22 protein-coding genes are annotated in these 22988 nt (G+C 26.3%); 20 read left to right on the top strand and 2 right to left on the bottom strand.

Going from position 1 to position 22988, the window contains the following annotated elements; translation table 11 throughout:
- Positions 1-77: 77 nt before the first annotated feature.
- Complete coding sequence (locus tag RH99_RS01690) at positions 78-662, bottom strand: hypothetical protein (RefSeq protein WP_010233457.1); 585 nt, start codon at positions 660-662, stop codon at positions 78-80.
- Between the two features lie 340 nt (positions 663-1002).
- Here RH99_RS01690 and RH99_RS01695 point away from each other — a divergent pair, with 340 nt between their 5' ends.
- The 8 genes from RH99_RS01695 (at position 1003) to RH99_RS01730 (ending at position 8686) form a co-directional block, all read left to right on the top strand.
- Positions 1003-2001 (top strand): ParM/StbA family protein, encoded by a 999-nt coding sequence (locus RH99_RS01695; protein ID WP_010233458.1) that lies wholly within the window; start codon positions 1003-1005, stop codon positions 1999-2001.
- A gap of 12 nt (positions 2002-2013) precedes the next feature.
- On the top strand, positions 2014-2334 hold the full coding sequence (locus RH99_RS01700) for a hypothetical protein (RefSeq protein ID WP_010233459.1): 321 nt from the start codon (positions 2014-2016) through the stop codon (positions 2332-2334).
- Between the two features lie 172 nt (positions 2335-2506).
- Positions 2507-3088, top strand: coding sequence for a helix-turn-helix domain-containing protein (locus tag RH99_RS01705; protein WP_138990563.1), 582 nt, complete (start codon positions 2507-2509; stop codon positions 3086-3088).
- Between the two features lie 513 nt (positions 3089-3601).
- Complete coding sequence (locus RH99_RS01710; protein ID WP_010233461.1) at positions 3602-4513, top strand: carbon-nitrogen hydrolase family protein; 912 nt, start codon at positions 3602-3604, stop codon at positions 4511-4513.
- Positions 4514-4703: 190 nt separating this feature from the next.
- Entirely contained in the window at positions 4704-4919 is a 216-nt protein-coding gene (locus RH99_RS01715; protein WP_010233462.1) for a type II toxin-antitoxin system Phd/YefM family antitoxin, read from the top strand.
- Positions 4916-5065: a hypothetical protein gene (locus RH99_RS01720; protein WP_010233463.1), complete on the top strand. Its 150-nt coding sequence runs from the start codon at positions 4916-4918 to the stop codon at positions 5063-5065. The genes RH99_RS01715 and RH99_RS01720 overlap by 4 nt, the downstream gene beginning before the upstream one ends.
- Before the next feature lie 706 nt (positions 5066-5771).
- Entirely contained in the window at positions 5772-7181 is a 1410-nt protein-coding gene (locus RH99_RS01725; protein ID WP_010233464.1) for an IS1182 family transposase, read from the top strand.
- Positions 7182-7642: 461 nt separating this feature from the next.
- Positions 7643-8686 carry a replication initiation protein gene (locus tag RH99_RS01730; protein WP_010233465.1) on the top strand — a complete coding sequence of 348 codons (1044 nt, stop codon included), beginning with the start codon at positions 7643-7645 and terminating at the stop codon, positions 8684-8686.
- Positions 8687-8861: 175 nt separating this feature from the next.
- Here the strand turns inward: RH99_RS01730 and RH99_RS01735 are convergent, their stop codons facing one another.
- The gene (locus tag RH99_RS01735; RefSeq protein WP_010233466.1) at positions 8862-9062 is read right to left on the bottom strand and encodes a hypothetical protein; all 201 of its coding nucleotides are present in this window, start codon (positions 9060-9062) and stop codon (positions 8862-8864) included.
- 889 nt (positions 9063-9951) lie between these two features.
- Between RH99_RS01735 and RH99_RS01740 the strand changes: the two genes are divergently transcribed.
- The 12 genes from RH99_RS01740 (at position 9952) to RH99_RS01795 (ending at position 22719) form a co-directional block, all read left to right on the top strand.
- On the top strand, positions 9952-10269 hold the full coding sequence (locus RH99_RS01740) for a plasmid mobilization protein (protein ID WP_010233467.1): 318 nt from the start codon (positions 9952-9954) through the stop codon (positions 10267-10269).
- 18 nt (positions 10270-10287) lie between these two features.
- On the top strand, positions 10288-11775 hold the full coding sequence (locus RH99_RS18175; RefSeq protein WP_010233468.1) for a relaxase/mobilization nuclease domain-containing protein: 1488 nt from the start codon (positions 10288-10290) through the stop codon (positions 11773-11775).
- A gap of 168 nt (positions 11776-11943) precedes the next feature.
- Positions 11944-12915 carry an alpha/beta fold hydrolase gene (locus tag RH99_RS01750; RefSeq protein WP_010233469.1) on the top strand — a complete coding sequence of 324 codons (972 nt, stop codon included), beginning with the start codon at positions 11944-11946 and terminating at the stop codon, positions 12913-12915.
- Positions 12916-12918: 3 nt separating this feature from the next.
- Complete coding sequence (locus tag RH99_RS01755; protein ID WP_010233470.1) at positions 12919-14748, top strand: sensor histidine kinase; 1830 nt, start codon at positions 12919-12921, stop codon at positions 14746-14748.
- Between the two features lie 4 nt (positions 14749-14752).
- Positions 14753-15355: a response regulator gene (locus tag RH99_RS01760; RefSeq protein ID WP_010233471.1), complete on the top strand. Its 603-nt coding sequence runs from the start codon at positions 14753-14755 to the stop codon at positions 15353-15355.
- A 221-nt stretch (positions 15356-15576) separates the two neighbouring features.
- Positions 15577-15789, top strand: coding sequence for a helix-turn-helix domain-containing protein (locus RH99_RS01765; protein WP_010233472.1), 213 nt, complete (start codon positions 15577-15579; stop codon positions 15787-15789).
- Positions 15790-15812: 23 nt separating this feature from the next.
- On the top strand, positions 15813-16796 hold the full coding sequence (locus RH99_RS01770) for a DUF3801 domain-containing protein (protein WP_010233473.1): 984 nt from the start codon (positions 15813-15815) through the stop codon (positions 16794-16796).
- Position 16797: 1 nt separating this feature from the next.
- Entirely contained in the window at positions 16798-18708 is a 1911-nt protein-coding gene (locus RH99_RS01775; protein ID WP_010233474.1) for a VirD4-like conjugal transfer protein, CD1115 family, read from the top strand.
- Positions 18709-18727: 19 nt separating this feature from the next.
- A complete protein-coding gene (locus RH99_RS19415; RefSeq protein ID WP_010233475.1) occupies positions 18728-19105 on the top strand; it encodes a hypothetical protein in 378 nt (125 codons plus the stop codon).
- 20 nt (positions 19106-19125) lie between these two features.
- Positions 19126-19929 (top strand): VirB6/TrbL-like conjugal transfer protein, CD1112 family, encoded by an 804-nt coding sequence (locus RH99_RS01785; protein WP_010233476.1) that lies wholly within the window; start codon positions 19126-19128, stop codon positions 19927-19929.
- A gap of 11 nt (positions 19930-19940) precedes the next feature.
- Complete coding sequence (locus RH99_RS01790) at positions 19941-20363, top strand: PrgI family protein (RefSeq protein ID WP_010233477.1); 423 nt, start codon at positions 19941-19943, stop codon at positions 20361-20363.
- Positions 20335-22719, top strand: a complete 2385-nt coding sequence (locus tag RH99_RS01795; RefSeq protein WP_010233478.1) for a VirB4-like conjugal transfer ATPase, CD1110 family — start codon at positions 20335-20337, stop codon at positions 22717-22719. The genes RH99_RS01790 and RH99_RS01795 overlap by 29 nt, the downstream gene beginning before the upstream one ends.
- Positions 22720-22988 lie beyond the last annotated feature (269 nt).

Genomic DNA, 22988 nt, shown 5'->3' on the forward strand with positions numbered 1-22988 from the left:
CCATTATTGTTCCGTTACTACAGATACCCCATAATTTATTTTACTGGAATAATAATTTTTATATTACAGTACCTTTTCTATTTATATTTTTCCATATATTCAATTAAAGCCATAGCCGTAAGATCTTGAAGCTTATATTCTTTATGGTTTCCAGCAAAATTTTTAAATTCATCATATATTTTTATATATAATTTTATACCTTTTGTTATAGCCTTTTCAGTTCCAATTCTTTCAATATCAATATTTATTTTAGGATCAGATACATCAATTACATTTTCATTTTTCTTTTGAATTTTATACCATTCCAACATTTCCAGCATCTCATCTTTTAATGAGTTAAACTTTTGTATCTCTTTAGTAAAAGTATTAATTTTTTCAATCATTAAAGAATCATTTTTATTAATAACTTTAGTTTCACTATCGTTAATATTTTTACTTTCACTGTTATCATTAACCTTAGTTTCACTATTGTTATCCAAAACATATGCTGTTTTATCACTATTCATATGATAGCCATGCTTATTAAGTTTTTTTCTAATTGTACTTTCACTATAACCAATCGCTTCAATAACTTTTGTCGCACTGCCGTAAATTTTCATATTATCATTTATGTACTTAACTTGATTTTCAATAGATAGTTTACTAAATTCAGTTTTATCCATTATATATCCCCCCATTACAATTAAAATTATAATAACTAATGTCGCACCATTGTCGCACTAAAATATCTTCTTATGTATTTATAATAATTATATTATTTACTACAGTTTCACTTTAGTTATTATTCTATAAAAACTAAATAAATCCTTTTTATATATGTAATATTTTTACAAAAATAAAGGATTTTTTAAATTTAATATAGAATATATTAATATAAGCATACACTTGAACATACAATGAATGTCTTAAATGCAAAAAAATTTGGAAAATATATTGACTTGTATGTGCTTTTAGACATACAATAAACATACAGAATTGATTTAATTTTAGGGGGAATAAATTATGAATTATGTAATATCACTTGATCCAGGTAAAGACACAACAAAGGTAATGGGTACTGCTTTAACAAAAGATTTAATATTAGAGAGTATAAAACCTAACCATTTTTTATCTAGAATGTATGATTTAAATAATGGCTATATTGATGTAGAAGGCAATGATTCACATAAAGTAGTCTTCAATGGAGAAGAATTTATTATTGGTAAGCAAGGTGGCGAAGTAAGAAATTTTGATACTTCTAAAGAGAATCCATTACATAAACTATGTTCTTATGTTGCAATAACACAGTATTTAGAACCTGAAAGTAAAGAAAATAAAATATATGTTGTTCTTGCTTGTCCTATAACTGTTCTTTCAAATGAGACTGCTAAGCAGAGTTATAAGGACTTTATAAAAGGTAATGGTGTAATTAAAATAAATGTAGACAATAATAATTATGAATTTGAAATTGTTGAAATAATGTTTAAAGCAGAAGGCAGTGGAATACGTTATTTAATGCCTAATTTATTTATTAATAAAAAAGTAGGAGTAATTGATTTTGGTGGCCAGAATATGACCTTTACATTATTTACTGATGGATCTTGCGCTAATCCGCAAAAAGACCGCTTTGCTGAAGACCTTGGAGCAGTACAATTAATAAATTATGTATCTGATGCTTTAACAGACCATAATAAAAAAGGAAATAGGGTACATGTAAAAGTTGCTGAAGAAGCTTTGAATAGAGGATATGGTCTAGATTATGGAAAGAAAGATGAATCTACAGTTGAATATATCAAAAATGCAAAAGTAAGGTTCTTTAATGAAGCTTGCGCTTTAATAGCAAGGCATGCTATTTCATTAAGAGATTTAGATACAGTTATATGCGTTGGAGGAACTACTCAGCATTTGGATGAACAAATAACAGATAAATTACCTAATAGCATGATAGCTGCTAATTCTCAGTTTACAAATGTTGAAGGCCTATTTAAAGTAGCAATTAAAAAGTACGGTAAAATTAACTAAGGACGTGATTTTATGGCCAAAAGAGAAGGATCATTTACCTTTACATTCTCTAAACGTAACAACGATGTGAAAGAATTAATAGCTACTAAAAAGAATAATGATGAAAATTTTGTAGTAACAGATTATATGTGTGAAGCAGTTAGATTCTATGAAAAATATGGGAAAAATTCTACTGAATTAAGAAATCTAGTTGTAGAAATAATGCATCAAGAATTACCGAATGCCTATATCCCAACTGTAGAAGAAGTTACAACTACTTCTTCTCATATAATTGATGCAAGTTTTAATGGTAATGTTGATGATATTGATGATGAGGATTTAGATGAGGATTAATATAAATATGCTTATAAACTTTTATGTATACCGTATTATCTATCACCATGAACATAGTCAGGGGAAACCAGATTATAATAAATTAGAAACTATATAAAAGCATTGCTAGAATTATTACATAAAACAAAAATATATATTTAGAGTTATTATCTCCGATCATTAGTTTTTATAAATGGTGAAAGGAGATTTTTTAATGTTAAAACAAAAATTAGAGCAAATAAAAGCTAGATTAAATCAAGAATATAAATCTATAGATACAATGAAGGTATATTCTAATCATGTACCAGTCAATATAAAAATAAAAAAATTAAGTACATTGCCATCACGATTAAGAGGAGCTGCCTCACTAGTATATGATGCAATGGAAGCACACTGTAATAAAGATTTTCAGGTATATGCAACTCAGCAACCCATAGCTAAAGAAACAGGCTATAGTCGTGAATGGGTAAATCATATCATCCAATTGTTAGTCGATGTTGGTCTTATAGAAAAGATAAGACGTGGACTTAAACAACCAAACCTTTATACTTTAATAATTAAGAAAAAAATAAGTTCAATTATAAATGAAATTAAACTTGTATTAATTGAAATAGCAATAGATAAAAAGAAAAAACAATCAGAAAAGAATTCATACTCTCAAAATAAAAGAATATTTACTGACTATGATCAAAGATCATATGATTATGATGCTCTCGAAAAAGTTGCATTAGGTGAGATGGAAATAGATGATCTATCTGAAATCATGATAAGTTAATTAAATTTCAAATTTTATATTTAGATAGCCTTTATAAAAACTAATAGTTTTTATAAGGTTTATTTATGATTGCTTAAAAAGCAATATTTTTTATTTTTATTATAATTCCATTAAATATATATTACACAAATGTAAATATAATCTATCAAATTCAAATATATACTTTTATGATGTGAATTTAAGTCTTAATTGTATAACCTATAGTTAACATTAGAATTTAATACATAATTATAATTATGTAAAGTAAACAAATACTAATCTAACTACTGACGTAATTAAAAAATTTCATTTCATATACTAAAAGCAAAAAATAATATCAAAGTTATAATAAAAACAGGAAATTTATATAATTCTACTAATTACTAGGAACATAAAGCTATAATTTAATATTTTGTAAGTATTTAGTTGTTTTTGAGGTTTGATTATAAAAAATATGAGAAGTAAAATTTAGATAATATAATTTAAAGAGCTACTTATTTAAGTATTATCTAAATTTTGCGAGGAGTGATTTTCATGTACAAGGATATAATTACATTATCAGTTGTTAATTTTAATGCTGTATGGGGTGATAAGGAAAAAAATCTAAATAGAATTAAAGGTTATATTGAAGCAGCTGCAAAAAAAGGATCCAATATGATTGTTTTTCCAGAAATGAGCTTAACAAGTTATGATGATATAGAGTCCACTCCAAAATCTGAGAAAATGCAAACTAAACTTGCAGAAACTATTCCAGGGCCTTCAACAAATGAAATTGAGAGTCTAGCTAAAAAGCTTGGTATATATGTTATTTTGGGAATGCCTGAAAAAGATAAAGATGATACAACAAAAGTATACAATTCACTTGCAGTATTTACACCAGATGGTTTATACGATTCTTATAGAAAAATGCATCTTCCTGCACCTGAACCAAACTGGGCCGTTAGAGGAGATAAACCATTACTTCTAGAAACTCCATGGGGGCCAATAGGTGTTGCGATATGTTATGATTCATATTGTTTCCCTGAAATGACTAGATACTATGCAGCTAAAGGTGCTAGATTATACATAAATAGTACTGCATATGCACATTGCCATGGCCCAAGTCTTGCAAGAACAAATTTAGAAGCTAACTGCATAACGAATGGAATATATATTGCTTCAGCTAATTTGTGCGGACAAGATGTAGATAATTATTTTTGGGGAGGAAGCAGCATAATGGGCCCTGCAAGAGAAACATGGCAAGTACATTATTATACAGGCTTACCATTTAACGAAAACGGTGCAGATCAAGAAAAAATGTATACTGAAACAATTGATTTAGGCTTAGCAACAAGATTTTTGTATAAATATAATGAATCAGTTGGTTCAGCAGATTTTAGGCCAGAAAAGTATATTGAAATGTATAAAAGCATTTTAGATGATCCTAATTTTAATAAAAAAGATTAATTTATAACTAACTGAATTTTTAATTTTACCATAAGAAAAAGGCTTAATGTCTTTTTCTTTTTTCCTACATTAGTTGTTTTAAAGAGATTACATACCACGTGGAATAATGTATATTTAGCCATTGGTTTTTAATGGTTGAATATCATTATGGAGCACGGTAGCCCCAAACGATAGTGCGGGAGGGATTTATATGCTAGTAAACACTCAAAAAATAGTATCTATTTCTGAAGCTAATCAAAATTTTTCTAAAATAGCAAAGATAGTAGATCAAGATAAATCAGTAATAATAATGAAAAATAATAAGCCTAAATATGTTCTTTTAGATTTTGAAGAATTTAGCAAAGAAGCTGCTTCAGAAGAAGATAAGCTAGATAATATGGAAGCATTTAAGGAGTTAGCTAAATGAAATATATTTCACTTGAATATGTGCTAAAACTTCATGAAAAACTTATAAAAGCTACTGGTGGATCAATTGAACTAAGAGATATAGAACTATTAAAATCATCAATAGAAAATTCAAAAACAACTTTTAATGGCCTAGTACCAGCATAGCTGTCACCAAGTGCAAAGTAAAATTTAAAACGTAATAATATCAACGCTTTAATGTAAATATGCATTTCTAAAAATATTGAGAAAATATAATAATAAATAACCTTTAAAAATGGCTATTTTACAGGCTTTCTAATTCTATTTTGCACTTCATGACACGTTTGCTGGTATTGGGCCAACTAATACAAATGTTATCTACTCATTAGAATCATTATTATGTGAATTTGCATGTTTTGATTTATATTTTTTTATGCAAATAGAGACTATACCAATTATCACAAGTGAAACAAACAAAAAAAACCAAGTTATTATTAATCTATATACACTTTCATTTAGTTCAAATTTCATGAAGAACACCTCTAGCAAAGAAGTATTTCCATGGATAAGGATACATATACACTAGGCACTAGATGCCCCCTATAATACGTTTATTTGCGTTTTAAGGCACTTTAAATTTTTGCAATATAAAACATTGCCGATAGCATTAAAACACAAAACAAGGGCATATAGACGCATTTTAATATTTGTTTTTTAACACATACTTTTTATATATTTAATCTTTTATAGATACTAATATTATGCAATTACATTTTATTAATCATGAATTCAACTTAACTACTGGGCGTGGTGAAAAACTCAACATTATAAGTTAAAATAAGAATTAGAATTTATATCTAGTTCTTATTTTTTTACTAACAAGGAGGACATAATGCTAAAGAAAAATACTAAAAAAGAATTTAAAGTCATATCTTGTACTCTTGATGATCTTGTACCCAAAAATCATTTACTCAGAAAAATTAACAGTAAAATAGATTTTTCATTTATCTATGATAAAGTAAATAACTTATATTCACCTACGGGTAGGCCTTCTATAGATCCTGTAGTTCTAGTAAAAATAATACTTTTAGCATCTTTATACAACATAGATTCTGAAAGAAAACTACTGAATGAGATACAAGTAAATTTAGCATATAGATGGTTTTTAGGAATAGATCTTGATGAAAAAGTACCAGATAGAACATCTTTATCTAAAAATAGGAATGGAAGATTTAGAAATTCTAATTTATTTCAAGAAATATTTGATGAAATCGTTAGACTCTGTATAAAAGAAAATATAGTTGCTGGGAAGCTATTATTAACTGATTCTACTCATATTAAAGCTAACGCTTCAAAAGAAAGACATGAAACTATATTGGTTTACGAAGGTCCAAATGAATACAATAGAAGACTTGATCTTAGAGCAAAAGCTCTCGCTTATAAAGTTAAAGAAAATAATCCAAACAGTAAAAGGAATACTTTTGGTGGAGATGCGAAAAGTGAAGATTACCTTGTTAAACAAAAAATGCAGATTAAAAGCACTACAGATCCTGAAACTGGTTATTTAGGCAGAACAGGTAAACCGAAAGGTTTTCACTATCTTAATCATCAAAGTCAAGATAGTAAGTATGGTATAATCACTGATGTTTATGTCACTCCTGGCAATGTGAATGATTTCATACTTTATATAGATAGGTTAAAAGTTCAAAAAGAAAAATTTGGTTTTAAGATAGAAGAAGTTGCAGCTGATACTGGATATGATTTTCCAGAAGTTCATTGGGGCTTAGATCAATTAAAAATAAAGGGATATATAAGCAAAAAAGATACTGAAGAAAAAGATAAAGGAAAAGTATTTCCGCCAAGTAAATTTAAATATGATGAATTTAATGATATTTTTATATGTCCTAATGATAAAATCCTTAGGTTTACTAGTGTTAATACTGGCAAATACAAAAAAAGAAGCTATGCTGCTAAGCATATTGATTGCCAAAATTGTTCTTCAAAAGATAAGTGTTCTCCCTCTAAAGTAGCTAGACGAATTGATATTAGCTTTGATAGAAAATCTATGAATAAAAACTATAAGCTTATAGACAGCTTTAGATATACAGAAGCCATGACTTTAAGAAGAATTTATTGTGAAGGTAATTTTGGAATAATGAAGGAAAATCATAATTTAAGAAAAAAAGGTAGCATATTACATGGGTTTTGTAATGTACTAACTTTTTCAATTGAGTTTTTCACCACGCCCTACTGTTTTGTGGAATTGAAAATTTCAGCAAATTATATTTATAGATTAATTTAATATCATCTATCACAGAGCTCATATAATTATCTATTCTTTTTATATAAAACAACAACAAGACAGTTGTTGTTTTATATATTGTTTTAGTTGTTTTAATTGTTTTAGACACCTATCTAAGCCTTGATATATCTAGCTTTGAAATTTTAAATATGAGCTTTTCATACCTAAATATGAGCTTTCCATACTTAAATATGAGTTTTGCATACCTTAAATATGAGCTTTTCATACCTAAATATGAGCTTTGCATACCTTAAATATGAGCTTTTCATACCTAAATATGAGTTTTGCATACCTTAAATATGAGCTTTTCATACCTAAATATGAGTTTTGTATACCTTAAATATGAGCTTTTCATACCTTAAATATAAATTCTTTATATCATACTGAATTAAATATGAGTATGTAAAACATATTTGCATACTCATATTTATATGGTAAAATGTAGTTAGTGAGGTGAATTTATGGATAAAAATTATTTGGTAACTAAATCTAATTATTTCATTATGAATTCAAGCTATGATTTAAGCTTAGAAGAGCAAAAATTGATTCTTACATTAGCAAGTATGGTTCAACCTAATGATGAAGAGTTTAAATCTTATAACTTTAGAATATCTGATTTCATGAAACTCATAGGAGTTGAAGATAAATCTAAGTATACTGAAATTCCTAAAATTACTAAAGAACTTATGAAAAAAGTATTTGAAATTCAAGAAGGAAAGACACTTATACAAACTGCATGGCTTAGTGGTGTTAGATATGAAAAGGGTTCTGGTATGGTAGTTTTGAAATTTAATCCAGATTTAAAACCATATATGTTAAAACTTAATAGTATGTTTACGCAATATAAGTTAGCAAATATTTTAAGTATGAAAAGCAAATATTCACCTAGAATATATGAGATTTTAAAGTGTAATGAATTTAAAGAACAAGGGCATATAAAAATAGAAATTAATATTTTAAGAAATTTATTGAAGGCTGAAGATATATATCCTTTATATGCTGATTTTAAAAGATATATATTAAATAGAACTCAAAAGGAATTAAAAAAATTAAGCGATATATGGTTTGAATTTGAAGAAGTGAAAACAGGTAGAAAAGTTACAAGTTTAAAGTTCTATATATATTCTAATAATAAAAAAGAAGTTAAAGATTATATAGCTGTTACTAAAGAAAATAAAAAAATAGATAATCGTAAATACATAGAAAAAGTTAAAAAGATAATGTATGAACATAAGGTTACCTCAATCGAAGCACAGAAGATATATGATAGCTCAAATGGAGACATAGATCTTATATCAAAGGTTTATAATTATTTTAAAAATAAAAAGGTAAAAAATCTTATAGGAACTATGATAAGTATGGTTAAACCAGGAGCTTTTAAAGAACCTATAAGTAATATGCCTAAAACACATTTTAATGACTATGATCAAAGGGAATATGATTATAATGAACTTGAAAAAAAGCTTTTAGGCTGGAATGATGATGAAAAGGATAGAGTAGTATAAGAATCCTAAAAAGTGAAGTATAGATAATTTTGATACCTATTATATTTATTTTATTGTAATAAAAAATAAGGTTAAAAATTATATTTTATGATATACTATAAATAGAAAAGCTGTAAGGGCTATATTTTGTAGTTTATATATCTAGGTTAAGTAAAGGCATTTTGCGAGAATGTCTTTACTTTTTTGGATTTTTTGAATCATGATCTTCTATATCAATAGAAAGTTCATTATCAATCAAATCTTTAGATTTATTTGACAGCTTCAAAGATGCTTTATCTTTTGAATATGCTAATACAGCAAATATTGTTAGCGATCCTAATACAATAGCAGTTATAGCAATACATACTATAGCTATTATAGCTAATCTATCATCCATCTAGCCACCCCCTCTGTTGTCAGAGTCCCTTACAGCTTTCCTTTGGAAGAAATAAATATTCTGGAAGGTGGCAACCTAAATACTATCTATCTTCTGAAGATATTATATCACACTAGTATATAGATAGAAAATTAATAGTGCAGCTGTTGAAAATTTAGTTTGAAATATTTTTATATATAAGTTTTTCTTTCATGATTTAAAAGCTTTTATATGATGTTTTTATTAAATAAAAATGATTATCTTTATAGAGTATTCCCTTCAGTTAAAGTATATAAGAAATTCTCAGCTTTGTATTAATGAAAAATAAAGTTGAAGTATAGTTTATCGTATTCTATGATTTAAGAAGATACCTTTTGAAATCATTAATCTTCTTGTTATATTTGATATGTTTTACTCACTGCATAATTAACTTTTTTATACGGAAGAAGATCCAAAATTATTTTAATGCTAATTTTATTTTTCCAAATCTTTATCTCAGAGTAGTTTATTTAGTTTAATTTTCAAATAAAAGTAAGAATTTTATTTGAATTACAAAGATTTGTATTAAATCCCTCCCGCACTACCGTTTGGGTTTACAGCTTTCCATAATGCACATAATACAAGGAAAAACCACATTGTATTATGCACATTATTACAATCTGTCTGCAATCTTTTTTTAAAACGCCTTTTATTTAGTAATTTATTTTTTTTATTTTTATTCCTCGAAAACATTGAAAACACAACGGGTTATAAGGTATTATAGAGAGGTGGTATAAGGATAGCAAGCAGTGGAAGTGTACGTACACTTCCGAGCTTGTTAGGGAGATCCCTAATACCCCAATTTTTAAAAAATTTCATTTTTTAAATGTTTTTTAATATAATTCAGTGGATAAATCCGAGGTGATATTTGATGGGAAAAAATAGAATTAGAGATATAAAATTAAACTTTTTTGTTGATGAATTTGAGAAAGATATCATAGATGATAAGGCTAAATCTGCTCAATTAAATAGGAGTGAATATTTAAGAACTATGGCTATTGATGGTATGATAATTCAGCAGGATTTAAAAACAGTAAGGGATCTTTCTGTGGAATTAAATAGAATAGGGAATAACATAAATCAAATAGCAAGAGTGGTAAACACTAACCAAACAATTAATAAAAAAGATTTTGAAGATCTTCAAAAAATGATGGATACCATATGTGAAAAAATTGCTGATGTTTTATAAAAGAGGATAGGTGATTATATGAGCTATGTGAAGCGGCATGCAATAAAAGTTACTTTAGATAAATCTATCAGATATATATTAAATAAAAATAAAACAGAAAGCTTATATGTGTATGGACTCAACTGCTCTATTAATGCGAAATTAGCATATAAAACTATGATGAAAACAAAAGTTAATTTTAAAAAAGAGGGTGGAATTTTAGGTTTTCATTTTGTCCAAAGTTTTAAAAAAGGAGAAATAAAAGATCCTAATGAAGCTCTGAAAATTGCGATTGAATTTTCAAAAAAAATAACTGATAATAAATACGAAGCAGTAGTTGTAACGCATACAGATAAAGATCATATACATAATCATATTATAATAAATAGTGTAAGCCACGTTGATGGAGGCAAATACAATTCATGCAAAGATGAACTAAAAAAAATTAGAGAAATAAACGATAAAATATGTAAAGATCACGGACTAAGTATTATTACTCCAAAGGATAAAGGAAAATCTTATAAGGAATGGTTAGAAACACAAAAGGGAAGCTCTTGGAAAGAAAAAATTAAAAATGATATTGATATAACGATTGATAGAGAAGATATAAAAAGCTTTGAAGATTTTATAAAAGCTTTGGAAAGCAAAGGATATGAAATTAAATATAAAAATTTAAAACATATAGTATTTAAAATGAGTGGGCAGCAAAGAGGGACTAGAGGAAGATCTATTGGAATAGATTATACAGAAGAAGCCATAAGAAAGAGAATTAGTGATAAAGAAATAGGAATAGAAACGATTATCTTAAAATCTAAACCATATAATAAAAATATTGGACAGAAAGAAAATTACCATACAAATAATATTTATAATAATATGAGAATATCAACTAGGCTTCTTTATTTATATTTAAATAAAAATAAATATGTAAAAAGAAAACCTTTAGTGAAAAAATATATAGAGACTTCATTGAAAAATTTAGAAATGTCTTTAGAGATTGCAGCAAATAAAAATATAAATACTTTTGAGGATCTTCAGAATCAACTTAAAGATACTGAGATTAAAATAAAGAAAATTTCTAATCTCATTGAAAAATTAGAAGTTTTAAATTCAAAATTAGAAGGTATGAAAACTCACATAGATTATTACAATAAAAATAAAGAAGTATATGATAATTATATTTCAGCTAATCCTTTAAAGAAAATAATATATAAGAATAAATATTCAAATGAAATTGAGGAATTTAAAAATAGTAGAGAAGTATTAAAATCTATAGGTATTAATGAAAAAGATATGTCTAATGTATTGAATAATTACAATAGTAATAAAGAGAACTTAGAAAAATACAATAAGATTAATAACGAAATTTCCAAAGATTTTCATGAATTAAAAATGGTATTAGAAGTTTCAACAAAAATAGATAATGATGAATATGTAAATACTATTGAAAATGCTATAAGATCTGAAAAAGAAGAAAGTGAAAGAAAAGAAATATCAAAGTCTAAAGATTTAAATAAAGATAGATAAATATAAATTATAAAAAGTCGCCTAATAATTAATTTTTACTCATTAGATGGCTTTTTTATAATTTAGATGAACTTCTATTTTTTAACATCTTCATATTTAAATTTAATAAGTTATAATTAGATAATACATTGATTGTACACGAGATATGTAGGAAAGAAGGTAAATGATATGAAAATTATAGATAATATAGCCGATAATTATGCTTTACGTAATTTCCACAAAAAATACAGTAAAACGGATCAATTTAATTATGATGAGGAGGAAGTCAATGAACTTAATAGTAACTTCTCAAAATTTTATAAAAAACCTAAATTACCGAAAATACATTATGAAAAAGATACAATTGAAAATAATTATGAGATAGGAAAAATAAAATTTTTAAGCGAAGTGGAGAATGGAGAAAGTAATAAGGAAGCTTTATTTCACTATAGAAAATGTTTAGGTACAGATAATAATATAAATGTTATCTTAATACATGGTTGGCAATCTGAAACTCTTAATAGATTAGATAAAATTTTTTTAGATAGTTTTATTGAGAGAAGGTATAACATTTATAGTTATGTACAACCTTTTCATATGGAAAGAACTCCAAATGCATCATATAGTGGAGAATATTATATAAGTGCAGATGTAAACAGAACACTAAAGTCTGTACAGCAATCTGTAAGTGACATTAGAGCTTTAATAAATTATATTAAAACTGCAAGTGAAGGAAAAATTATAATTATAGGTTTAAGTCTAGGGGGAATAGTTTCTAATTTGTTAGCAGAAACTGAAGAAAATATTGATTGGTTAGTATCATTATTTTATGGTAATGATTTATCATTTACAGTATTTGAATCTGAGGCTGGAAAGTATATAAAAAAAGATTTCTTGAAAAATAACTTTGATTATAGATTATTAAAAAAAAGTTGGAGTATTATCAATCCAAGCTTAAGGAAACCTATATTAAACCTTGATAAAATACTACTTGTATCTGGTAAACATGATAAAGTTGTTTTGAATAAAGATATAAGTTTGGTTTGGGAAAATTGGCAAAATTCAGAAAAGTATATATATAACTGCGGTCATTCAGGGACGGTGCTTTGCAAAAATAGACTTAGAAAAAATGTATTGAAATTTATAGATAAGAGAGTGTAGCTTATGGTAATTGTAGGTATATTACTATTGTTATTGGCATTAATAATTATTATTAAAGATTATAAAACGGAATCAACTATATGGTTGGCAGTAATATGTCTTTTGACTGGAATCGGAACATTAACAGTTGTTTTTAAAACATATTTTATACCACATTATAGCTTTAGTAAGGAAAGAATAAACTTAATATATCAAATAGTTGCTGTTTATATGTCAGTTGACTACTTCATGACACCTTATTGTATGTTAATTTATGGATTATCACATACAAATATAATTAATAAAGACAAGAAGAAAATAATATATCCTATTTTATTAATACCAGCTATTTTAAATTTTATATTAGTACCAATAAAAAACAACTTTATGAAGACACCTGAAGAAGTGATGTTGTATTTTAAAATTTTATCATTATGGTCTGTGCCCTATATTTTGGGAGGAATTATTTTCTTGGTTTACTCTTATTTTAAAGAAAGATCTTACTTGATGAAAAAGTATAAGTTTTTAACTATAGTTATTCTTGCTCCATGTTTTTTTTACACAGCCTTGTCTACTATACTATTTAGAGCGATTGGGATAGAAAATAGTTGGAGATATTTTATAATCTTAATTCCTATACAGTTTATGGGGTTTTTATATTTTGCATTTAAATATGGAGTTTTTGGTGTGAAAATAAGATTTCATAGGTATAAATTTGCGTTTGAAAATAGTTTGGATTTTGTATCTGATTCAACTATTTCATTAAATGAGAATTTAAGTGTTATTGAATTTAATAAAAGATTTAAGGAAAATTTCCTATTAGGAAAAATAGATGAAAAAAAATATAAAAATTTTGATGACATTATTAATGATAGTAAATTATTAAATTATAAAAATATACTCTTAAATTTAATAGGTGAATCTAAAGGCAAAAAGATAAAGAATTTAAATATAGTAATAAAGGATATATTGGGGAGAAAGTATTTTGGAGTACAAGCTAATCCAATAATTATAAATAATGAATATCTTGGTACAATTCTTGTATTTAAAGATATTAACGATCATATAGAAAATTTAAAACTTATAAAAGAAAATCAAATGCAATTAATTGAAAGGGAACGTCTTTTATCTCTAAATCAACTAATAGGAGGGGTAGCACATAACTTAAAAACTCCACTGATGAGTTCGGCAGGAGGAATTGAAATTATAAGAAGGGATATAGAAAGAATAAGTCAATATACTAAAGATAATAGTGAAAATGATATTAATATAAAAAAAACAATAGATAAGGTTAATAAATGGAGTGATAGAATTACAGAAAATTTGATTTATATTTCTAATGTAATAGATACAGTTAAAGGTCAAGTTACTCCTTATAATAAAGATAATGAAGATTATTTTACCATAAAAGAAATAGAAAAAAAGATTATGATATTAATGGATTTTCAGATAAGAAAAAGTAAATGTAAATTTATAAAAGAAATAAATATAGAAAGTAAGTATAAGATCAATGGTGATATTAACTCTCTAGTCCAAGTTCTAAATAATCTCATATCTAATGCTATAGAATCAGTTTCCGTTAAAGAAAATGGTACTGTAATTTTTGGTATATATGAAGAGATAAATAATATTATTTTTTACATAAAAAATAATGGTGATAAGATACCTGAAGATATACAGAAAAAAATATTTAAACAGATGATTACAACTAAAGGTAAGAATGGTACTGGACTTGGATTATATATATCTAAATTAATAACAAAAGTTATATTCAAGGGAGAAATATATTTTGATACAAATGATGAAGAAACAACTTTTTATGTAGAAATACCTTTAAAGGACATGGAGGGATGAAAAAATGAAGGATGGAATAAAAATAATTGTAATTGATGATGATGAAGGAATTATTGAAGTTATAAAAGATAGCTTTGAAGATAAATATTATATAGAGGGTTTTACAAGTTCTAAAGAGGCTATTAAGCAATTGCAAAAAAAGAAATTTGATATATTATTATTGGATTATTATGTAGATGAAATGAATGGAAAAGACATAGTTAGTGAAATAAGAAAAACCAATAAAGATTTATATATAGTTTTGATTACAGGGTATGGTGAAGAGATTACAGGAATTGAATCATTAGAAAAGCTAAATATACAAAATTATTTTGAAAAAAGTGGAGATTTTAAAAAGTTAATAGTATTTATAGAGGGAGTAATAAAATCTATAGATTTTTTTAATACTAAATTTTGTACAACTGCTGAGAGACTAAAGAAATTAAGAAAAATTAACAAATTAACTCAAGATGATATAGCGAAATATTTAGGTATACATAGAACGACTGTAACTCAATATGAATCAGGAGAAATATTACCTCCTGTTCAAAATGTTGTAAAATTAGCTAAGCTATACAATGTTACGACTGACTATATACTATGTTATGAATTAGAAATAGAAAAATAGTAAAAATATTATAATTTTAAATATAAAAAAGAAAGGAATTCTTGAAAAAAGATTCCTTTCTTTTTTTATAGAAACATTGACATGTTTGTTTAACTAACATATAATAAAAATAAGTTAGTTAAACAAACATATGTGTTGCTAAATATTACTCTTAATATGAAAACATAAGAAAAAAAGGAGATGAAAATATTAGAAGTACACAAAAAAAACATAATAAAAAAATGCTAAAAATAACAAAGTTAAGAATAAAGAATAATTTAACACAAGAAAAATTAGCAACATATATAGGAAAAAGTAGAAGTACAGTATCTCAATATGAAACTGGAAAGGTAAATCCGTCATATAGAACTATATTAAAATTAAAAAAAATATTAAATTATTTTGGAGATGATTTACTTTTAGAAGTTGATAATGAAAAAGATAATGTGCTTTAAACTAACAAAGAAAGGTGGGGAAAATGCCAGATACAGGAGGAGATTTAGCAAATATTACAGCAAGCGTAGCAAAAGATATAATGAAGGAAAGTATGAAAATGTCAGCAGAATTTGCAAAGATATTTTTACTTTTCTTAATGAACAAAAGAAAGGAGTATTTAAATTCAAAGGGAGGATTAACTAGTCTAAAAAAAATTGTTCAAAGTGGGCAGGGAGTAAATGTAATTAATTTAGATAAAAAATATCTAAGAGAATTTTTACAACATACTAAAAGAGTTGGCGTACCAGTTGCTCTTCTTAATAGCAAAAGTTCAAACAAATTGAGAGTAGCTTTTAGGAATGGAGATAGTGAACTTATAAAAATATGCCTTGAAAATACTATCAAAAGCACCTTAGAGAAAGAAAATTCCAATGAAATTAATAAAGAAAAAAAAGAAGAAATTAAGGAAGAAGTCCTAGAAAAAAAAGAATTAAGAAAAGAAGCTACTGTTCTTTCAATGGTTGTTAAGGGAGAAGAAAGGCTAGTTGATAATACTATAAAAATAGATGTTGAGAAGGAATTAAATAGATATAAAAAATCTTCAATATATTTTGTTAAAAGTATGCACATAGTTAATGCAAAAAAAATTCAAGATGAACTTAGAAATAATAATATATATGCAGATCTTTCTATTAATAATTTTCAAGTTGATAAAAATGGTAAGTGTAATGGATATGTAGATTTTTATTGTTATTATGATGAAAAAGATAAAGATAGAGTACATAAAATAATTGATAAATTTAAAGATGAAATTGTTAAGGAAAATCACGAAGAAGAAGTAAGTCAACAGCCCAATCAAGACCATGACAAGGTGATTAAAGAGATAGGTACAGAAAACAGAGCATATGAAGAAACTAAAGATAATCGACCAAGCGTAATACAGAAATTTAAAGAGATTCATCAAAGAAATCAAGAAATTAATCAAAAGCCTAAACAGAAAAATAAGCAAAAAGACAGGTCAAGATAATATGAATGAATTAGAAAAAATACAAAGAAAAAAAAGATTTGATTTAGTAATGATATTTCTGCTATTTTGGGGTTCAGCTTTTATTATGCTTCATGTATCAAAAATATTTCAAAGTGACATAAAAAAAATAAATAATCCTAATCAGATAAATACTTTAATTAATAACGTAATTAAAGATATTCAATTAAATACATTTTTTTTGCCAAATAAATATGAATTAAGAATTTTACTATTAGTTTTTATAGGTTTTACTATATGGGCTCTACTTGTTATTACAGATGATAGAAAGTATATGAGAGGGATTGAACATGGTTCTTCTAGATGGGGAACTAAAGGAGAAAAAAGAACTTTTAGAGATCGTAATAATGACAACAATATTATAATAACAAATGATTTTCTCCTAAGTCTTAATACTAAAAGAACAAATAGAAATTTAAATGTTTTAATAGTAGGTGGTGCAGGAACTGGTAAAACTAGATTCTTTGTAAAACCAAACTTAATGCAATTAAATACAAGTTATATAGTTACAGATCCCAAAGGTGATTTATTTCGAGAAACTGGAAAAATGTTTAAAAGCAATGGATACAAGATAAAAGTATTTAATTTAAAAGATTTTAATAAGTCAATGCATTATAACCCATTTAAATACGTTAAAAGTGATACAGATATAATGAAATTAGTAAATGTAATTATGAAAAATACAAATGGTAAAAAAGGTGAAAATAGCAATGCAGATCCATTTTGGGATAGAGCTGAAAGTGCTTTATTACAAGCTATATTTTTCTATTTGTATTATGAAGCTCCTAGAAATGAACAAACTTTATCTACAGTATGGATTATGCTTCAAATGATAAAGGTAAAAGAGGAAGACGAAGATTTCGTAAGTGATTTTGATTTAGTTTTCAAGGATTTCGAAGAAGAAAAAGGAAGAACTATTGCGGTAGAAATGTATGATACATTTAAGGCAGGAGCAGGAAAGACAGCTAAAAGTATTGTAATTTCAGCAAAATCGAGACTTTCTTTTTTAGCAATACCAGCTATATCAGAAATTTTTGATGATGATGAATTAGATCTTGATACTTTAGGTGATGAAAAAACAATTTTATATGCAATAATACCTGATTCTAATACAACTTTTAATTTTATCGTCGCTATGATGTATACTCAATTATTTGATAATTTGTATTTAAAAGCAGATGAATACTACAAAGGACCTTTAAAGATTCCAGTAAGAGCGATATTAGATGAATTTGCTAACATAGGTACAATTCCTAACTTTCCTGAATTATTAGCTACAATGAGAAGTAGAAGTATAAGCTGTAATATAATATTGCAATCTATGGCACAATTAGAAGCAGTTTATAAAGAATCTTGGAAAGGAGTAGTTGATAACTGTGATACTTTTCTTTTTCTTGGAGGTAGAGAAACTTCAAAATATGTAAGTGAAAGATTAGGGAAAATAACTATTAATAGTAGAACAGCAAGTAGATCAAGAGGAAAATCGGGAAGCTCCACCGTGAACGAAAATATATTAGCAAGAGATTTAATGACAGCTGATGAATTATCAAGAATGAATGATAGAAATTGTATAGCATTGATAAGAGGAAGTTATCCTTTCTTTTCTGAAAAGTATAATATTAAAAAACATAAAAACTACAATCTACTAGGATCTGATGGTGAAAACTCAAACAATTTATATTTTGAAGAACTAATAGAGGATAAAAACAAATCGGATAATTCAGAACAATCAGAAAAAATGAGTGACTATAAAGAAGTTCTTAATGAAAAAGAAGAAATAGAAAGAGAAATTGAAGCTTTAGAAGGTAAAGAATCTAATATTAATGGAAATGATATTTTTGATGATTATGAGTTACTTGACGAAAAAGAGATTGAATTTATTGAATATGAATAATTAATTTGGAGGGAAAATAATGAAAAAAATAAAAAACATAATAGATTTTATAAAGGAAGAATTAATAAAAGAAGAGGTAAAGAAATTAAATAATAAATCAAAAGGAAAATATTTAAATCAAAATATGAAAACAGCTATAGTAACAGGATTATCAATGTCAGTTCTTTTTGCTTATACAGCATATGGAGTAGATACAAGTCAACTAGATACTATAATACAGTGGATTGCTCAATGGTCAGGAAGAATTGGACTTGCCGTTGCTTTCTTTGGTGGTTTACAAACAGCTCTTGGATTTAAAAGTGAAGACGCAGACGCAAGAACAAGAGGTCTTAAAACATTAGCAGCAGGATTTATGGTTTTTGGAATAAGTAATTCATTATCTCTATTTGGATTATAAAAACAAAGGGAGCGAGTTATATGGGTAATATAACAGATTTTGTAAAAGGAACTTTTGATCAGTTTGGAAATAGTGCTAATAAGGCTGTACAACTAGTTTCACAAAGTCCACAGAGTAACGACCAATTATGGCAAGTAATAGTAAATGTATATAATGTAGTGTTACCAATAGGCTTTGTATTAGTAGTAGCCTACTTTTATATGGACATGCTTGGTAAATCAATTACTTTAGAATATATGAGATGGGAAAATGTTGCCAAAACATTATTTAAATTAGTTGTTTGTAAAATGATATTACAAAATGTATTGCAATTACTTACAGGGATTTTTGCAATATCATCATCTATAGTTGCTGATATTGGATTAAGTACAAATATAACTTTAAATAGTATTGATTATACTCCAATTCAACAAGCATGGGATAAGCTAGGAATAACTAATATAGGAGGTATGATAATGTTTGTAATGAATTTAGGTTTATTACGAACAATTATGTTCATAGTGGGAATAGCTATTACAGTTATCGTCTACGGAAGAATGATAGAGATATATTTGTATACAGCACTATCACCTATACCAATGGCAGGTTTAGTAGGTGATAACACAAGATCTACAGCTTTAAATTTTATAAAAAGTTATGCAGCAGTGTGTTTACAAGGTGTAGTAATTCTTGTGTGTGTAGCACTTTATTCAGGATTATTAAAAAGTGCAGCCATTGGTTCAGGGGAAACAGGATTAGTTACTATATGTATGTATTCTTGTGTGTTACTTTTAATACTTGTTAAATCAGGATCATGGGCTAAGAAATTAACAGGAGCTATGTAAGGAGTTAAATTATGATTGATATTAAGATACCTAAAGAAATAAGAAGTTATAAAGAAAAAATCTATTTTGGATTAAATTTAAGACAACTTATTTGTACAGGATTAAGTATTGCTATAGTAGTACCAATGTATATTTTTGGTAAACAATATATTGGTGATGATATTGCAAGTTGGTTAGTTATTATTGTTTCTATACCTCCAATATCAGTAGGTTTTGTAAAATACAATGGAATGAATTTCGAGGAATTCATTCTATCTTTTATTAGGTTTTCAATTCTATATCCACAGAAACGTAAATATAAAACTGAAAATTTATATGAAGTAATTGAAAATTATATAGAAAAAGAAGAAAAAAAGGCTATTGCTAAAAAGAAAATAAATAAAAAGATAAAGGAAGGTGCATTTAATGTTCCACATATTAAAAAAGTCCAGTAGTAAAGGAAAAGAAGAAAAGAAAAAAATACCTAAATCTACTCAAGATACTATTCCTTATCGTGCTGTACATGAAGACGGAATTATTGAAACAGTAAAAGGTAATTTTAGCAAAACTCTTTCATTTTCAGATATAAATTATCAAATTTCAAAACAAGCAGATCAAGAAGATATTTTCTTAGATTATTGTCAATTACTTAATTTTTTTGATAGCAAGACAAATATTGAGATTACTATAACAAATAAATCCATAGATAAATCTTCTTTTGAAAATAAAATTATGTTAAAAGAACAAGAAGATAGCTTAAACAAATATAGAAAAGAATACAATGATATGCTTAAAAAAGCTATTATTGATGGAAGAAATGATTTAAAAAGAGATATGTATTTAACAATTAGCATAAAAGCTGAAGATGTAGATATGGCAAGAAGAACATTTATACAAATTCAAAATGAAATAATAAGAGATCTTAAAAAAATTGGATCTAAAGCAGAGGTATTAACTATAGAAGAAAGACTTGAAAATTTACATGATTTTTTTAGAAAAGGTCACGAGGGAGAGTTTAAATATGATGAATCATATTTAAAAAAGTCTGGAATTACAACAAAAGATTTAATAGCGCCTGACGGATTTGAATTTAAAAGAGATTATTTTATGATAGGAGATCAATATTGCCGAGGAATATTTTTAAAAAATCTGCCTGCTGCATTATCAGATAAATTTCTAGCAGACTTAACAAGTTTTTCTGGGAATATGACTACTTCACTTCATTTTAAATCGATAGATCCTGACAAAGCTTTAAGACTTATTAAAAAGCAAATAACAGGTATGGAAAGTAATAAAATAGAATATGAAAAAAGATCTTTAAAGAATGGTTACCTTGAAGCTTTTATTCCTTATGAATTAAAATCTTCTTTGGAAGAAGCAGGAGAATTATTAGATGATTTAATTAATAAAAATCAAAAAATGTTTTTTGTATCAGTAGTTATAGTTCATTTTGCAGACAGCTTAGAGCAACTTAAAAGAGATACTAATGCGCTGAACAATATAGCAAGAAAATATGTATGTTCGCTAGGGGTATTAAATTATCAGCAGGAAGAAGCTTTAAAAAGTGTATTGCCACTAGGAAAAAATTATTTAAAAATATCAAGAACGCTTACAACTGAAAGTACTGCTATATTATTACCATTTAACATACAAGAGCTTATACAAGAACATGGCATGTATTATGGCAAAAATGCCATAAGTAAAAATCTACTTATATTTAATAGATTAGCCTTAAAAAATCCAAATGGTTTTATATTAGGTACTCCAGGAAGCGGAAAATCTTTTACAGCTAAAAGAGAAATGATAAATGTACTTTTAAATACAAATGATGATGTAATTATAATAGATCCTGAACGCGAGTACACAAAATTAGCAAAGCATCTAGGGGGAGAAGTTATAGAGATAAGTGCAGGAAGTGGAAATTATTTAAATCCACTTGATATGACTGAAAATTATTCAGACAATGAAAATCCCTTATGTTTAAAATCAGAATTTATAATGTCTTTATGTGCATGTCTACTTGGCGGATCAACAGCAACCATAACAGCAGCAGAAAAAACTATAATAGATAGATCTTTGAAAAAAACTTATGATAAATATTTTGATTCAGGATTTAATAAGGAATATATACCAACTCTAAATGATTTCCAAAATGTTTTAGAAAGTCAAAATGAGAGGGCTGCTAAAGATCTTGCAGTAGCATTAGAACTTTATACACGAGGAAGTCTATCTGTATTTTCAAACAAGACAAATGTAAATATAGATAATAGATTTGTAATTTATGATACAAAAGATTTGGGAAAGCAGCTTAAAACAATGGGACTTTTAATTGTTTTAGATAATATATGGAATAGAATAACAGAAAACAGACAAAAAGGTAAAAGAACATGGATTTATATAGATGAAATATACTTATTATTTACTACAGATTATTCAGCTAACTTTTTATTTGAGTTATACAAAAGAGCTAGAAAGTGGGGGGGAATACCTACAGGAATCACACAAAATGTTGAAGATCTTCTAGGAAATGATTTAGCAAAATCAATGCTTGCAAATTCAGATTTCTTAATGATGATGAATCAAGCTCCAACGGATCGTGTTCACCTTGCAAATTTATTAAGTATTTCAGAAGCACAGCTAACTTATATAACAAACAGTAACGAGGGGGAAGGTCTTCTATTTAGTGGTAATGCAATAATACCTTTTGAAGATAAATTTCCTAAAAACACTGAACTATATAGAATAATGACAACGAAGGTTGATGAGGTTGCTGAATATAAAAAAGAAAATTCGAAAGAAATAATAGTTTAAAAAGGGGTGCAAGATGGGAGTATCTATAACAACTATTATTGTATTTATATTAATTATATTAATTATTAACAGTAAATCTTTATTAGGAAGAATATTGCAGATAGCTTTAATTGTTGTTGCGTTTAGTCAAATATCATACTACTTTACAAAAAAAGATTATTCAATGGGATTAATATCTTTTTTCATTTATTTAATCCCATTAACCCCATTGATACTTAGAAATTTAATTAAGTTTTTTAAAAGGTGATTTTTATGAAGATTAAAAAATT

This window comes from Clostridium arbusti SL206 (genome assembly GCF_000246895.1).
Lineage (GTDB): Bacteria > Bacillota > Clostridia > Clostridiales > Clostridiaceae > Clostridium_I > Clostridium_I arbusti.

Bases quoted from the DNA above. Each gene is read 5' to 3' on its own strand.
- RH99_RS01750 (WP_010233469.1), top strand. From the start codon at position 11,944: ATGAAAATTATAGATAATATAGCCGATAATTATGCTTTACGTAATTTC.
- RH99_RS01730 (WP_010233465.1), top strand. From the start codon at position 7,643: ATGGATAAAAATTATTTGGTAACTAAATCTAATTATTTCATTATGAAT.
- RH99_RS01775 (WP_010233474.1), top strand. From the start codon at position 16,798: ATGAATGAATTAGAAAAAATACAAAGAAAAAAAAGATTTGATTTAGTA.
- RH99_RS01705 (WP_138990563.1), top strand. From the start codon at position 2,507: ATGGTGAAAGGAGATTTTTTAATGTTAAAACAAAAATTAGAGCAAATA.
- RH99_RS01735 (WP_010233466.1), bottom strand. From the start codon at position 9,062: ATGGATGATAGATTAGCTATAATAGCTATAGTATGTATTGCTATAACT.
- RH99_RS18175 (WP_010233468.1), top strand. From the start codon at position 10,288: ATGAGCTATGTGAAGCGGCATGCAATAAAAGTTACTTTAGATAAATCT.
- RH99_RS01785 (WP_010233476.1), top strand. From the start codon at position 19,126: ATGGGTAATATAACAGATTTTGTAAAAGGAACTTTTGATCAGTTTGGA.
- RH99_RS01755 (WP_010233470.1), top strand. From the start codon at position 12,919: ATGGTAATTGTAGGTATATTACTATTGTTATTGGCATTAATAATTATT.
- RH99_RS01695 (WP_010233458.1), top strand. From the start codon at position 1,003: ATGAATTATGTAATATCACTTGATCCAGGTAAAGACACAACAAAGGTA.
- RH99_RS19415 (WP_010233475.1), top strand. From the start codon at position 18,728: ATGAAAAAAATAAAAAACATAATAGATTTTATAAAGGAAGAATTAATA.
- RH99_RS01700 (WP_010233459.1), top strand. From the start codon at position 2,014: ATGGCCAAAAGAGAAGGATCATTTACCTTTACATTCTCTAAACGTAAC.
- RH99_RS01715 (WP_010233462.1), top strand. From the start codon at position 4,704: ATGCTAGTAAACACTCAAAAAATAGTATCTATTTCTGAAGCTAATCAA.
- RH99_RS01760 (WP_010233471.1), top strand. From the start codon at position 14,753: ATGAAGGATGGAATAAAAATAATTGTAATTGATGATGATGAAGGAATT.
- RH99_RS01765 (WP_010233472.1), top strand. From the start codon at position 15,577: ATGCTAAAAATAACAAAGTTAAGAATAAAGAATAATTTAACACAAGAA.
- RH99_RS01740 (WP_010233467.1), top strand. From the start codon at position 9,952: ATGGGAAAAAATAGAATTAGAGATATAAAATTAAACTTTTTTGTTGAT.
- RH99_RS01720 (WP_010233463.1), top strand. From the start codon at position 4,916: ATGAAATATATTTCACTTGAATATGTGCTAAAACTTCATGAAAAACTT.
- RH99_RS01795 (WP_010233478.1), top strand. From the start codon at position 20,335: ATGTTCCACATATTAAAAAAGTCCAGTAGTAAAGGAAAAGAAGAAAAG.
- RH99_RS01790 (WP_010233477.1), top strand. From the start codon at position 19,941: ATGATTGATATTAAGATACCTAAAGAAATAAGAAGTTATAAAGAAAAA.
- RH99_RS01725 (WP_010233464.1), top strand. From the start codon at position 5,772: ATGCTAAAGAAAAATACTAAAAAAGAATTTAAAGTCATATCTTGTACT.
- RH99_RS01690 (WP_010233457.1), bottom strand. From the start codon at position 662: ATGGATAAAACTGAATTTAGTAAACTATCTATTGAAAATCAAGTTAAG.
- RH99_RS01710 (WP_010233461.1), top strand. From the start codon at position 3,602: ATGTACAAGGATATAATTACATTATCAGTTGTTAATTTTAATGCTGTA.
- RH99_RS01770 (WP_010233473.1), top strand. From the start codon at position 15,813: ATGCCAGATACAGGAGGAGATTTAGCAAATATTACAGCAAGCGTAGCA.